At 54.9% G+C, this 13,124-nt stretch carries 13 protein-coding genes; 5 read left to right on the forward strand and 8 right to left on the reverse strand.

From position 1 onward, the window contains the following. Window positions 1-139 precede the first annotated feature (139 nt). The 5 genes from VM99_26450 to VM99_26470 form a co-directional block, all read right to left on the reverse strand. The gene (locus VM99_26450; GenBank protein AKK01423.1) at window positions 140-616 is read right to left on the reverse strand and encodes a hypothetical protein; all 477 of its coding nucleotides are present in this window, start codon (window positions 614-616) and stop codon (window positions 140-142) included. Then, complete coding sequence (locus VM99_26455; GenBank protein ID AKK01874.1) at window positions 613-849, reverse strand: hypothetical protein; 237 nt, start codon at window positions 847-849, stop codon at window positions 613-615. Before VM99_26455 ends, VM99_26450 begins: the two co-directional genes overlap by 4 nt. 20 nt (window positions 850-869) lie before the next feature. Beyond that, window positions 870-1,562, reverse strand: coding sequence for a methenyltetrahydrofolate cyclohydrolase (locus VM99_26460; GenBank protein AKK01424.1), 693 nt, complete (start codon window positions 1,560-1,562; stop codon window positions 870-872). A 508-nt stretch (window positions 1,563-2,070) separates the two neighbouring features. Next, complete coding sequence (locus VM99_26465; GenBank protein AKK01425.1) at window positions 2,071-2,289, reverse strand: hypothetical protein; 219 nt, start codon at window positions 2,287-2,289, stop codon at window positions 2,071-2,073. Between the two features lie 151 nt (window positions 2,290-2,440). Beyond that, complete coding sequence (locus VM99_26470; protein AKK01426.1) at window positions 2,441-2,749, reverse strand: transcriptional regulator; 309 nt, start codon at window positions 2,747-2,749, stop codon at window positions 2,441-2,443. A gap of 120 nt (window positions 2,750-2,869) precedes the next feature. Between VM99_26470 and VM99_26475 the strand changes: the two genes are divergently transcribed. After that, window positions 2,870-3,388, forward strand: a complete 519-nt coding sequence (locus VM99_26475) for a hypothetical protein (protein AKK01427.1) — start codon at window positions 2,870-2,872, stop codon at window positions 3,386-3,388. A gap of 351 nt (window positions 3,389-3,739) precedes the next feature. Here the strand turns inward: VM99_26475 and VM99_26480 are convergent, their stop codons facing one another. Next, on the reverse strand, window positions 3,740-5,185 hold the full coding sequence (locus VM99_26480; protein AKK01875.1) for a hypothetical protein: 1,446 nt from the start codon (window positions 5,183-5,185) through the stop codon (window positions 3,740-3,742). 312 nt (window positions 5,186-5,497) lie between these two features. Between VM99_26480 and VM99_26485 the strand changes: the two genes are divergently transcribed. Together VM99_26485 and VM99_26490 are read left to right on the forward strand one after the other, a co-directional pair. Further along, the gene (locus tag VM99_26485; protein ID AKK01428.1) at window positions 5,498-6,757 is read left to right on the forward strand and encodes a hypothetical protein; all 1,260 of its coding nucleotides are present in this window, start codon (window positions 5,498-5,500) and stop codon (window positions 6,755-6,757) included. Between the two features lie 162 nt (window positions 6,758-6,919). Then, window positions 6,920-8,086, forward strand: a complete 1,167-nt coding sequence (locus tag VM99_26490; GenBank protein ID AKK01429.1) for an RNA-directed DNA polymerase — start codon at window positions 6,920-6,922, stop codon at window positions 8,084-8,086. A gap of 20 nt (window positions 8,087-8,106) precedes the next feature. On the opposite strand, the gene VM99_26495 is transcribed toward VM99_26490, so the two are convergent. Both VM99_26495 and VM99_26500 read right to left on the reverse strand, forming a co-directional pair. Then, window positions 8,107-9,135, reverse strand: coding sequence for a hypothetical protein (locus VM99_26495; GenBank protein AKK01430.1), 1,029 nt, complete (start codon window positions 9,133-9,135; stop codon window positions 8,107-8,109). Between the two features lie 221 nt (window positions 9,136-9,356). Then, window positions 9,357-9,671, reverse strand: a complete 315-nt coding sequence (locus VM99_26500) for a hypothetical protein (GenBank protein AKK01431.1) — start codon at window positions 9,669-9,671, stop codon at window positions 9,357-9,359. A 249-nt stretch (window positions 9,672-9,920) separates the two neighbouring features. On the opposite strand from VM99_26500, the gene VM99_26505 reads away from it, so the two are divergent. Continuing rightward, window positions 9,921-11,651 carry a chromosome segregation protein SMC gene (locus VM99_26505; GenBank protein AKK01432.1) on the forward strand — a complete coding sequence of 577 codons (1,731 nt, stop codon included), beginning with the start codon at window positions 9,921-9,923 and terminating at the stop codon, window positions 11,649-11,651. Next, the gene (locus tag VM99_26510) at window positions 11,641-13,053 is read left to right on the forward strand and encodes a helicase UvrD (GenBank protein AKK01433.1); all 1,413 of its coding nucleotides are present in this window, start codon (window positions 11,641-11,643) and stop codon (window positions 13,051-13,053) included. The genes VM99_26505 and VM99_26510 overlap by 11 nt, the downstream gene beginning before the upstream one ends. Window positions 13,054-13,124: the final 71 nt, after the last annotated feature.

The raw sequence follows: 13,124 nt of genomic DNA on the forward strand, positions 1-13,124 counted from the left end.
TGGAAATATAATCCCTTCATAAATCAAAAAGTTACGCTGCACACCACCATTCATAAGGGTGTAAATTTCAAACAATCGGCTGGATTTTACACATCTATGAAAAATTAATTCCCTAAGGAGGCCTCTGGCATGACCGAGTTCAAACGCTATGCTGAGAAACCCAAAAAACCTCGGATTCCCCTCCCCCATTCTCCGTCGTCCATCTCAACTTGATCTGGTACCGAAGCGGGCTCGACAGATGAAAGCTCGCCAAGAGTTTCACAGTGCTACGAGGCTTGAGCTCGGGACATGGCAAGAGATCACGCGCCGTGACCAACGGATTATCGGGACAGTCGATCAATTCCAGATCAACATCGAAAGCGCTCCCCTGCCCCGTGTTCGTGATGATGAAATAGCTTGTTTTGGTCAAGCTCGTGATATGCACACCCAGTTGCGGAACCGCTTTCTCCAGCTTGGCGATTTCGAGTGAATCGATCTGTCGCAGGGCGAGCTCTGAGGTGATCTTGGCCAGATCTTCCTGCACCTGTCCCAATTTACGACCGCGAACCAAAGACACTGTGGACACCACGAGAGCGAGGAGAGACGCCAATAGCGTCAACGTCTCATACAAAGTCATTTGAACTTGCCCTTGAACAGACCTTCCAGCATTTTTTCAACCTCAGCTTTGATTTCGGGAATCACGACCGCCATCGCCTGGTCGAGTCCCACCTGGCGGATGTCATCCAGTGGAAAAGACTGCGCGCAAGTCACGCAGGTGACCCAATCACCGTCGTTCAAAACCTGCGGCTGCTCGAATTCAATACCACCGCATTGAGGGCATTGAATGGTGTGTTGTTCGGGAATATTCATGCCGCTCTCCCAGTTGGATGTCATGGCCACAACACCAGCCCCAATTCTTTGATCCGAAGTGCCATCGCGCTGTCCGAAACCCGAAATTGTTTAGCCAGGGAAGTCATTCTTCGGCTGCCAAAGTTTTCACAGCGAGCCAAGGCAAACTCGCGATCCAGAGAGCCCTGCGAGGCATATTGCAAGGAATCAGGATCGTTGTGGTTCAGGTGAAAGGACATCGTTTCGGTAAACTTGAACGCGCCTTTGCATCCAAACTGCGCTTCAAAATGTGCCGTCAGAAGGTTCGGCGGCATGAGAAAGCTTGCCGCGAAATAATCCGCTTCGCGTTCAATATCTGATCTATGACCCGCATTGGCAGAGCCGTCCAATGGACGATCACGGTGCATGATTTGGCCCTGGTGAAGCATGAAGTGCCCCACTTCGTGAGCGCCAGTGAAACGCTGAACCTCCTCAGGGTAGGCCATCGAAATGGCAATCTTGTTAGCTTGGCGATCGATGAGTCCTGCGATCCCTGGGCCTTGGCCAGAGCGCATGAATCTGGCGGAGCCCAGATTTGGAAGCGTCAAGTATTCAACATCAAGCAGGTACGCTGCAGCGTCGGGTTCCAGCATTTGTAGGGGCATGAGCTGTCGCTCGGGCCACAGCATTTCCTTTTGCTTCCAAATTTCCCGATGCAACCAAGCGACTTCTTGTTGAATACCCGATCGGTTCATGGAAAGCACCACATGATGTGTGTTTTAATGGATTAAAGCACAACATGTAGACTTGGCAAGTTTTCAGATCCGCTGCCCACCGTTTTAACGGCGACACAACTCCTGAATCACAAGATGCTCTAACTGGCGATTGAAGGGTCAAACGAAGGTAACGAAGTGCATCTGAGCACCGAACATACTCAATATCGCCAATGCGACTGTGATCAGGCGATGCCGCTCTAATTAAGTTTCAGGCTCCAGAATTCTCAGCCAGTACGACAAAGCCAGCGCGTTGCAAATGGTCGGTATCCTCTGCCGTCGCTTCTGTCGGGCATATGCAGTAATGCTAGCAATCACACGTCACGCTCCTACCTTTGATATTAACCGCTCGTACTTATGTCGTATGGCTACCATTCGGGCCTCAGACCACAGCGCAAGCGAGTAAACGTTTTCGCGGATCAGAGTGATCTTCAAACAGCGGCACGACGTATCATTTGTAAGCTGCTACAGCTGAAGTAGAGGGTAAAGCTCATGACCTGCGACTGCGCTTAAGTGCGACCAACGCCTCAAGCGCCTGAGCGACACTCATCCCCTCTCGCTCTTTGTTAATAACAAAGTCCGCGTCGAATGCCGCAGGATCGGTGTCCGTGAAGTCTGGATAGCCAGCTTCAGCATGCTTTTGCGCGTTATTAATCACCGATTGCAGCCCCTCATCCTCCGCCAGTGACACCGTCTTATTTCGATTCAACAGGGTTACTCCAGTCAGCGGTTAGGAGCAGATCATAGACCAGGCTGGCGGCAGCGGGATCGCCGAAAAATGGCAGACCGAAAGCAAGGGGTTCTGCTTGCTCCCCAGCGTTGGGGCAAAGCGACCACAAAATCTTTATCCGATCCAGATATCAGTTCCTAAAGGCGAGGTTCTCAACTAGATCAACGACATCCTTTCGATCCTTCGCTTTCAACAAATGAAAGCACTGCAGCAGATGCGCCGTCTCATCGTCCTCACAGTAAAAGTACGCCGTTGGAAGATTCAGGACGGCAGCGATCTGCTTCACGATGCTTTCACCTGGCTGATGAATCCCCTTCTCGTACTGATTCATCCTTGCCGACGCTGACGCCGGCTCAATCCCGGCATCTATTCCCAAACGCTCCTGAGAGATCCCTCTTGCCTTGCGCGCCTTTTTCAAGCGCTTGCTGAACGTCGTCATTTCTCATCGCCGAAAGGCTAAGAGATTCTTAGATTCTCCTTGAGCGGATACTAAGTATTCCTTAGTATTGGCCAGAAATATCCTTTTGCCATCACTCCAAACGCAAGGACAGGGATCAACATGAAGGAAATGCAGATCGTAGACGGGCGACTCGACGAAAAATCGCGTGGCTTCGGGGGCAACATGGTCAGCTACCACTACTGGAAAATCGACGGCAAGAAACTCGAAGCGCTGGAAATCCCGGATGTGCTGGATGCGCATGTGAAGGCGGGTGATAGGGTTCGAGCGATATCCCAGTACGGAAAAGACAAGGTCAGCAGAATCTGGGCCATTCAGGTTGAGGGAGAGCCTGTTCGTTCGGTTGTGAATATTCCCTTTATTGCGCTGTCTTTAGGGCGTTTGAGTCTTGCCCCCCTGATGGTCGGCATTTTCACGCTCTTCGTAGCGCATCTTCTCTGGGAAAACAGCGCAAACCCAGGACGCTTTCAAGGTTCGATTTACCAGCTTTCGTGGATCGCATTGAATTTGTGGTTCAGCTACAAGTTCATGATCAAACCTATGCTGATTATCCAGCGTGGTATCAAGTCGTTTCGCGAATATTGCGCAAAGACGCCAGCATCGACCTCGTCTGCTCGCTAAATTCGAGCGGCTGCCGACGGCCTCCTGAGAGCCAGAAATGAAGTATGTCGAGTTGATCAAACAGCAAGCCGAATTCGTATTTGGCAACAAAACGAAAGCCGACCATTGGCTAAATCAGCCGATGGTTGGTGTCGTTAAGTGCTCACGATTGCAAGCGGCTCACAGTGAAGCAGGATACGAATTTGTGAAGGCTGAACTCGAAAGGCTCAGTCACGGGTTCACCGTTTGACCCCCTACTCATCCAGGCCCCGAAATCAACATGGTTGTCTTTGATCTCAATCGAAATGATGCCGACGCCCTGCTCCGCCATGCCGAGGAATTCAAGTCTCAGACGGGTGATCGACGCTCACACTAGGTGAGCTCCCAGTAGCCTTCCTCCCTCTTTCGGATGCCGGCGCGCTGATCAGGTTTGTGGCGATGCCTGACGATGTAGAACAGATCCCGAAATACCTTGGAGACGTTAGCCATGTAGCTATGGCCAAGGCCGAACATGTCTTTACCGGCAGCAGAGACGTCTACAGTGGATAAGTAGCGCATGACCAGAGGTGGGTTGGCATCACCTGCCCGAGGATAGCGGTGCGCAAGTCTGGACACAGCGATCGCCCTGTCATGCCTGGAGGCGTAAAGCGTGACTTGCTCGTAGGTATCGAAGACTTTCCCAAGCTGCTTCATACGGCTGCTGTCCACGTCTGGAGCTGCCAGGACGACCTGGTGGATGGGCGTAGTCCCGGGTGTGTGCGTCCAGCCCTCAAGCACTGACAAAAGCGCTCTATTGCCCATGCTGTGGGCAACGATATGCAAGGCTGACAAACCCAGCTCCTCCGTCACATGCCTCAGGTACTGCCTGAGATTTCCTGCTGACCAATCTACCGTTGCCTCATCCGCCGGATAAGCGCCAGGCGTACCAAGTGATGCCCAGGAGAAGCAAAGCATCATGCCTGGGTACTTGAGGTCGTGACAGAGCTGCGCGGCTCGCCATAGTGCGGCATCGAAGCTGACGTTGTACCCGTGGATGAACAGCAAACCTTCTTTTCTGGACGGATCATGACCCAATTCCAGTTTGCTCAGGTAACCCTTCGCGCTTGCTAGCCACGCCTCCAGAGCCATGACGTCATTGTCATGAACAACAATGTGCTTGTTGGGGCTTCCCTTGGATTGGGTAGGCCAGAGCCAAGGTCGCTCAAGATTTCCTTCTCTGTGGATGTCGGGGATGGACACATTGGCGATACCGAGCGAGATCGTGTCATCGCTACGAAACCCGCCGAACCTCACGGTGCGTCCAGGCTCCAGTAACCGATCTGTGCCGTAGAAAATCGGATAAGTCGTGTAGTTTTGCGGCACTGGCTCCCGACTGTAGTAGGTGTTCCGTGACTGAATGACAGCGCCGTCAGGTGCAGGTTTTGGGCGTTGCAGGCGTGCGATTAAATGATCGATCTTTGCTGAAAACACAACCGCATCGCTGATCGCTCGCTTGAACACGGGGTGTCTGATGGTGGCCGGTACGCTAGCCACGGACGGGACGCGGGCACTTAGAAATGCCTCGGCATCGACGGCGCCTCTGCCGAGGTCGATCTCATCCATATTATCTGTGAGCACTTCAAAGATCGCCTGCGGATATTTCCCTTTAATGCGGGGCTGAAGCACCTCGATCAAGGTGTCAGGAGGGCAATTTCTCCAGCAGAAAATGAGTGCAGTCGAGCTGATTACACGGGAGCGAGACGCTCCAACCTCCACGCTCAGTTGCAGGATTGCCAACGCAATCTTGAGCTCGTTCAAGCTCCTTGTGGGTTGTTCCATGTGTCTGACCTTGATGAACCAGGCGGTCACTTTAAGATGCGATTTGGACTGCTGGCAACCAGAGTGGAGGGTTCCAGACGATGCTGCCTGGCTTGTTGATGTCGGTCGGCGTGGGGCAACTCCACCAATCGACAGAAGCTCCCCGATGTCCTGGCACTGCCTGACCGCCGGCACACGTCTGTGGGATAAAGAGTGAGGCCTACCACGCTGGACACTGGTTGCTACCAGCCCCCTCAAGGGCGATCATGCCGCTAGGATTGCGAGCCCCCTCAGACATGCATTGCCTATGGGCAGACCTAAAGGACTACTAGCGTGTATCAGTTGAAAGAACAAGAGGAGACAAAGCTCTGGCTTAGCCAGTTCGACCACTGCGCAAAGGATTTGGAACTGGCTGAACAGCTCGTCGATTCAATTCTCTACTGCACACTGAGCGAATTCAAAAACAACTTAATCAAACTGATAAAAACCAAGCTTCCACTGAGGCAGCCTTCTGCTCTTTTCATAGAGCGAGAGTTACAGTCCACTAAAGCAACGCTTCCACCCCCCATCTACAAGCAGAAAAAAACTCTCAATCCAATTTCGAAGAAAAAGCACAAACGGGCGCATGGGGCCGCAATACAGGCCATAAAATCGCTCCGATACACATCTCAAGATATTGGGAGTGAAGCGCTCACAGCGCATGTTGCGAGTACACTGTGCCGCAAGAATGACCGCCGATTCCTGCTTCACCCTACAGCCGAAAATGTAAGAAATTCCAAAGTCAGAAATTTTGTCATCCTGACCGATTTCATTGGCAGTGGCGACCGGGCAAGAACGCTGCTCGATGCCATGTGGAACGTTGCATCCATACGAAGCTGGCACTCAGGAAAATTTATCAAGTTCTGGGTCATGGCCTACAGCGGCACAGACATAGGCGTGCAAAACGTCTGCAGCCACCGGTTTTCTCCCAATGTTCATATCGTCAACGAGTGCCCGACCCTGTTCAACAGTTTCGGGGAGGGTAAGGACGAAATGATCGAGCTCTGTAAAAAGTATGGTTCCTTCAGCAAGGATCCATTGGGCTGGAAAAAGACCGCAGCGCTGTTGGCATTCGAGCATGGGGCACCGAACAACATGCCTGCGATTTTCGTTTCAGGGAAATCCAGGGGGGCAAAAAAATGGACGCCGCTGTTCCCCAAGCGCGTTACGGAAAACCTCTGGAGAACAGCCGAAGTCGACATGAGCGAGGTCATCTCCCATGCCCTCAATGAGCTGAACATCCCAGAAATCTCAAAATCCCCCCGCTTTCGCAAATCAAACACCAAGAACAAATCGGCCTTCATCATTCTGCTCGCCCATGCTCAAGGGAAGCGGCGACTGGCAGAGCTTCGTCGAGTATTGCCATTGTCGTTGGACGTCCTCATCAGTGCAAAAGACCGCGCGGTCAGCAGAGGCTGGCTCACACGATCGGGCGCGCTGACCCTCGCGGGGCATAGGGCGATCCGCTTGCTCCGTCGTCAAGGGAGGAAGAATTTTGTGGCCCCGGATCCCTTCGCCTCTTATTATCCAACGCAGCTGAGGGCTCCGCTGTAGCGGAATCTAGTATCCCGCACATTGTGCGGGGCGTTTTGGGAGCAAACTATGCTTACCGTTGGACGATCTCACGCCTACTGGAGGGCGGCAGGCTCCGTGGTGTTCGCTATCGAAGTCTGGCGCCAGAAGCCTGCCATCCGCCAGGGCGGAATTTAAAGGTAGATGAGTCGCTGGAGCTCTCAGCCCTATTTAAAGGCAGGCCGCAAAGCGGGCGTGCCTGGGGACGTACTCAAGAATGCTGTGAAGACGGCAAAGCAGGTGAAGCAAGGCTGCCCGCCTATCCTCACCCTGAATCACCTCTCGCATCTGACAGGCGTTCCCCATTCCTTCCTGCACCGGATGGTCAGCCGAACCTACAGAACGGAGGCGTACAACGTCTTCAAGCTCAGGAAGCCAAACGTAGGTCATAGCGCGGATCGCTTCCGGTGGATATGCGCACCGAGCGAAGAATTGCTCCGAGTTCAGCGTTGGATAAATACGCACATTCTGTCCAAGGTTGAACCCCACGAAGCCAGCTATGCCTATGACAACCGTCACGGTGTGCTGGATGCAGCTGAGCTTCATTGCGGGGCTCAATGGCTGATAAAACTCGACCTCACAAACTTCTTCGAGTCTATCCTGGAGCCTCGGGTGTACGAGCTTTTCAGGTCGTTCGGGTACCAACCGCTGGTGGCATTCGAGCTTGCCCGGCTCTGCACCCGCGTCCGAGCAAGCGGTAATCCTGATCGAAGGTTCGGCAATAGGGAGCTTCCTGCAGGCCTGCCTTACCCCGCAGATCCCCGTATCGGCCACCTCCCCCAAGGCGCCGCGACGTCCCCGAGGATCGCCAACCTAGTGATGCAGTCTCTGGATGAAAGCCTGCACGACTACGCCTGCGACAATGAGCTGGTGTACTCGCGGTACGCGGACGATCTGGTGTTCTCGTCGAAGAATGCGTTCGACCGGCAAGCGGCAATCCAACACATCAAGCTGATCGGCGAGTGCCTGATTGAGGAGGGGTTCTGGCTCAACGAGGCGAAGACGAAAATCGTCCCGCCCGGGGCTCGCAAGATCGTGCTGGGACTGCTGGTCGACGGCGATGAGCCCCGGCTTTCCAAGTCCTATAAGAAGTACGTGAGTGATCACCTCTACTACCTGTCCCACCCCAAGATCGCCCCTATGGCCCACGCCAAGCGTCATGGGTTTCAATCGCTCCAGGGGCTGATCAATCATGTCAGTGGGAAGATTGCCTACGGCTTCAGCATCGAGGCAGATTGGGCCAAGAAACAAGGTAAACAGCTGAAAGGCATCTGCCGAAAGCTCGAACTCGACCACGTCATCTTTCCATGAGACACCCGTGGCAGTGGGCCCTATAGCGAGTCAATAATGGCTCGCTCGCCTTTGGCGATCATCTTTGGAATGAAATCGGGATCGTCGGACATCTTGGGAACATGATGTTCACTGTTGATCCGCTCGACCTGCTCCATGAGGACTTGCGCGATCAGCCCCGCCTCCTTCGGTGCCCACCACTGGGACAAACCTCGCGCGATGACTGCCCGGCTAGCTCCCTGAGTCCCGATTTCAGCCAGCAGCGTTGCCATGAGTTTCAGGTGATTATCAAACGTCGCGAACAGGTACTGAACCTTGTTTTCAGAAAGCGATTCGTTGATGCGCCGTACGAAATCACTGAGATGAGTGATGTCCCAGGCGGCATTCTTCACCCCGTCGATTGCCGCAGACCTGTCGGCAGATCCCTTGTTTTTGAACACCTTTTTACGGCCTGGCGACTTCGACCCTAGATAGATGACCGCGAGCATCATCGCGGGCCCGGCGAAGATCATTTCATTCGCCATCCAGTCCACCAGCCGCAAGGCCTTTTCCAAGGCGGGCAGCTTGGCGTAATCCAGCTCCAGCACTTTCAATGCAACGATGTAATTTCGGTTCCAACGTTTGAGAGGTGCAGCCATATCACCGATATGCGCCTGTTGGGCAACGTATGAGCGCGAGACACCGTCTGAGTAACCCAAAGCCACATTGAGCATGTCCTGGGGAGAGGCATTGTTCGCGATGCGGAACCAGCCAAGCTCCTCCGCAGCACTTTCGTTGCCGCAGCCATGAGCGAGTTCGTGATAGGCGATACTCGGCTCGAACTCAATGTCCAATAGGTGCGCAAATCCGAGCAGGCCCGCGCACGCTCTCAGTTGGTCGTTATCAATCGTGCGACCGCCCTGAACAACCTTTGCCAACCGGGATGCGACGTTGCGATCCGGGAGTATCACGGTCTTGATCCCGAGATCCCGATTGTGGAAATAGACTGCCGGCTGGTAGATGCCCACTTCCGGGGCCACATATCCAGGAAGCAGAAAATTTGCTTCCTTGAGCAATTCGGACGTGGCCATCAGGTCGTCCAGAGGAAAGTCCAAAGGGAGAGCCCAAGAGATTGGTTTTTGGCGAGGCTTCACGCGGTTATCCGTCACGGGTGGGATAGACGAGTTTACCAACTAGGACGAAGGGGCACGGATGGCTCAGCGCCAGGAACTCTTCCATATTTGTTCAGAGTTTCAGCCCCAACTGAATCGACGTTCGCCACGATTCAATCAGTGCGATCCAGGAGCGGTGCTCACACAGACACGATGGAGACAACCTCAGAGTATTTGTAACGCTTCTTTTTGGCAGCGCTCTTCGCTTCTTGCTCTGCGATCAACGTGCTGAGCGTGTTGGCATCGAACGTAAAAACCTCTTCCTCTCCTTCGAACGTCTTGGTCACTTTCAGCGTTACACGAAGCCTAGGAGACGATGATTTGCGCTGCGCAGCTTTGGCAACACTACGCAGCACAGGCTTCGCCGCAGGGGATTCGGTTACTTCCGACGCAACAGAGCCGGCGCTCCCGAACAGTGCTTTGCGTATTTCCTCTTCGCTCAGGTTCAAGGTCATTGGGGCGGCTCACACGGCATAGACGGCACTGCACGCTTGGGTAGGACAGCGTGAGGCAGCGAGCTTAAAGAGTGTGTCATTATGACCTAAGTGGCCAACGGTTGCTCTCATCACCACCGGTTCATCACCTGCGATCTAAGCCCTGAGTTCGTCGATTCGCAGCTGCGGCATAGTCCAGCGTTTTTCAGAAAGATGGCTATGATCAAAGCGCAACGGTATTAGTGCGATCAGTACGCAGGGAATAAGCGCATGGCAAGAATTCGTCGGCTTCAGATCGAGAACTTCCGCTCCATCCAACGCTTGGATTGGTGTCCCGCACCGGGCTTTAATTGCTTGGTTGGCCCTGGCGATAGCGGCAAATCCAGCATTCTCGATGCCATTGATCTTTGCCTGGGGGCGCGGCGCAGTGCACCGTTCGGCGACACTGACTTTTACAGGCTAGACGTCATTCGCCCAATCCTGATTACAGCGACCTTGGGCGACCTCCCTGACGACTTGATCAACCTGGATAGCTATGGTGACTTCCTGCGTGGCTACGACCCCGCTAATGGAGCGTTGGAAGACGAGCCGCGATTCGGCATTGAAACGGTCTTAACCGTACAGCTCAAAGTCGAGAGTGATCTTGAGCCGGTTTGGCAGCTTCACTCAGAACGGGCACTCCAACAAGGCATCGAGCGCAATCTTGCCTGGAAAGATCGGGCACGGATTGCCCCAGCTCGCATAGGCAGCTATGCCAACACCAACTTTTCATGGAGCCGTAACTCCATCCTCAACAGACTGACAGAGGAGAGGCCGGCTTTGGGCGGTGCGTTGGCAGCGGCAGCACGGGACGCCCGCAACGGCTTCGGGGTGCAAGCCGGCGCGCAGCTCCAGCAGCCCCTTCAGATCGTGACCCAAACGGCTACTCAGCTTGGCGTACCGGTGGGCGCCTTTGCCCAAGCCCTGCTCGATGCCCATGCCGTCTCAATCGGTGACGGGGCCATTGCCTTGCATAATGAGCAAGGCATTCCACTGCGATCATTGGGCACCGGATCCTCTCGACTGCTGATCGCTGGACTCCAGCGCCAAGCAGCCCAAGCTGCATCAATCGCATTGGTCGACGAGGTAGAGTTTGGGCTTGAGCCACACCGGTTGATTCGATTCATGGACTCCTTGGGGGCCAAGAATTCCCCTGAGCCTCTGCAAGTGTTCTTGACCACGCACTCGCCTGTAGCTCTGCGAGAGCTGTCAGGACATCAACTGTTTGTGGTTCGACCACAGCAGGGCCATCACGTAGTGCGCCAGGCCGGCATATCGAATGACGTACAAAGCACGCTACGAACTGACCCTGAAGCCTTCCTGGCCAAGCGCGTCGTGGTGTGTGAGGGAGCCAGCGAGGTCGGTCTCATGCGTGGCCTGGATCAATACTGGCGCGGTTTGGGTCACATCTCTTTTCTGGCCCTCGGCGGCGCCTATGTCAACGTCAACGGCGGCGACCCTGATAACTGTTACACGCGAGGCTCAGCACTGCTGAGCCTCGGGTACCAAGTGCTCGTCATCGTAGACGCAGACAAGCCCGCGACTGCCGCAATCCAGGCCGCGTTTCATGCAGCAGGTGGACAATCGGCAACCTGGGGGCAGGGTCGAGCCCTTGAGGACGAACTGTTCATCAGTTTGCCAGATACTGCGATCGACAGACTGATCGCTATAGCCATCGACGCGCGCGATCGCGACCTGGTAAACAGCCACATTCGTGGTCGATCGCAAAACGCTCTGAGCCTTGAGCTTATTCAAGCCTTTCGCGCACAAGGGACGGCCTATGCCGCACCCACGAGGGTGTCATTGGGTCTCGCGTCGCGCATTCGTAAAAATGGCTGGTTCAAGTCGGTCACCACCTACGAGCTTATCGCAAGAACGATCATCGGCCCTGAGCTCCAGGCCTCTGGCCCCGATCTGCAAGCGACCATCAACCGGATCAGGGGCTGGGTACATGCCGCCTGAGATCGCGTTGTTCGACTTCGCAGGAGGCTCCATAACGGCTCCTGCCGGGTGTGGCAAAACTCAGCTGATCGCAGACACATTGGCTCAGCACATCGGCCCAAGACCCGTTTTGATCCTCACCCATACCAACGCAGGGGTCACAGCACTGCGCGCGCGTATGGCCCGTGCCCGAGTCGCCTCGGGCTCGTACCGAGTTGCCACACTGGATGGCTTCACATTGAAGCTCATTGGCAGATTCCCTGCCAGGAGCGGGCACGACCCTGCAATCATGCAACTCGCCAACCGGGCAAACGATTATCCGGCTATTCGCGCAGCAGCCCTGGCGCTACTGAGGGCCAGGCATGTTGATCAGGTATTGCGATCAAGCTATTCCCATGTGTTGGTCGACGAGTACCAAGACTGCAATCAGGTGCAACACGCCATAGTCACCTGCCTGGCCGCTACCTTGCCCACGTACGTGCTGGGCGATCCGATGCAGTCCATTTTCGACATCGCGCAAAACAGGTTGGTTGATTGGCACACTGAGGTGATCCGAGACTTTCCCGTCATTGGCGCTTTGGCCACACCCTGGCGTTGGCGACTCGCCGGCGCCGAGAATCTGGGCAACTGGCTCCTGCAAGTCAGACAACTTCTGGAAGCTGGCCAGCGGTTAGATCTCACTTCAGCCCCACCCGAAGTTCAGTGTATTCAGATCCAGGCCGCGACTGCAGATACGCAGCGGCGAAACGCAGCCATGACCCCTCTGCGCCAAGGGGAGACCGCACTCATCATCGGCGATTCAAGAAACGCCGTTGGCCGACAACGCCTAACAAGCCAAATGTCAGGCGCTACCACGGTTGAACCCGTTGACCTGCCAGACCTCATCTCCTTCGCTCAGAACTTCGACCTTGCAGGGCCATGGGCCCTCAACCAGATTACGAATTTCGCGGGTATTGTGATGACCGGCGTCGGCATCAATCCTTTCCTCACACGTGTCGAGACGATTCGAAACAACCGACACCGCACCCCGCCTACGGTTGCAGAATCCGTCGCCGTGGGCTTCCTCGCCGAGCCGACGTTTCTGGGGGTGATCGATCTTTTGCAACGGTTCTCTCAGCAGCAGGACTGCCGCGTTTACCGCCCGGAAATTCTTCGCTGCTGCATTGCAGCACTGAGGATGGCCGCGTCCCGAACCCACACATTCTTTGAAGCAGCCGTTCAGATCCGAGAGCGCAACCGCCTCCAAGGTCGGCCTTTGACCCGGCGGGCGGTTGGCAGCACGTTGCTGTTGAAGGGTTTGGAAGCGGACGTCGCAGTCATTTTGGAGCCAGAGAACATGAACGCCAGGAATCTCTACGTGGCAATGACACGGGGTGCCAAACGGCTCGTCATCTGCAGCCAGAACCGGTTCCTCGGCGCATAAGATAAGGCAAGGGAGCGAGCCTGCTTTTTTCTGGCTTGGAACCTGAGCCCCCCCGCGCTTGATAGTGTCTA

The sequence above is a fragment of the Pseudomonas chlororaphis genome, assembly GCA_001023535.1.
GTDB lineage: Bacteria > Pseudomonadota > Gammaproteobacteria > Pseudomonadales > Pseudomonadaceae > Aquipseudomonas > Aquipseudomonas chlororaphis_E.

Bases quoted from the DNA above. Each gene is read 5' to 3' on its own strand.
- VM99_26450 (AKK01423.1), bottom strand. From the start codon at position 616: ATGACTTTGTATGAGACGTTGACGCTATTGGCGTCTCTCCTCGCTCTC.
- VM99_26455 (AKK01874.1), bottom strand. From the start codon at position 849: ATGAATATTCCCGAACAACACACCATTCAATGCCCTCAATGCGGTGGT.
- VM99_26460 (AKK01424.1), bottom strand. From the start codon at position 1,562: ATGAACCGATCGGGTATTCAACAAGAAGTCGCTTGGTTGCATCGGGAA.
- VM99_26470 (AKK01426.1), bottom strand. From the start codon at position 2,749: ATGACGACGTTCAGCAAGCGCTTGAAAAAGGCGCGCAAGGCAAGAGGG.
- VM99_26475 (AKK01427.1), top strand. From the start codon at position 2,870: ATGAAGGAAATGCAGATCGTAGACGGGCGACTCGACGAAAAATCGCGT.
- VM99_26480 (AKK01875.1), bottom strand. From the start codon at position 5,185: ATGGAACAACCCACAAGGAGCTTGAACGAGCTCAAGATTGCGTTGGCA.
- VM99_26490 (AKK01429.1), top strand. From the start codon at position 6,920: ATGAGTCGCTGGAGCTCTCAGCCCTATTTAAAGGCAGGCCGCAAAGCG.
- VM99_26495 (AKK01430.1), bottom strand. From the start codon at position 9,135: ATGGCCACGTCCGAATTGCTCAAGGAAGCAAATTTTCTGCTTCCTGGA.
- VM99_26500 (AKK01431.1), bottom strand. From the start codon at position 9,671: ATGACCTTGAACCTGAGCGAAGAGGAAATACGCAAAGCACTGTTCGGG.
- VM99_26505 (AKK01432.1), top strand. From the start codon at position 9,921: ATGGCAAGAATTCGTCGGCTTCAGATCGAGAACTTCCGCTCCATCCAA.
- VM99_26510 (AKK01433.1), top strand. From the start codon at position 11,641: ATGCCGCCTGAGATCGCGTTGTTCGACTTCGCAGGAGGCTCCATAACG.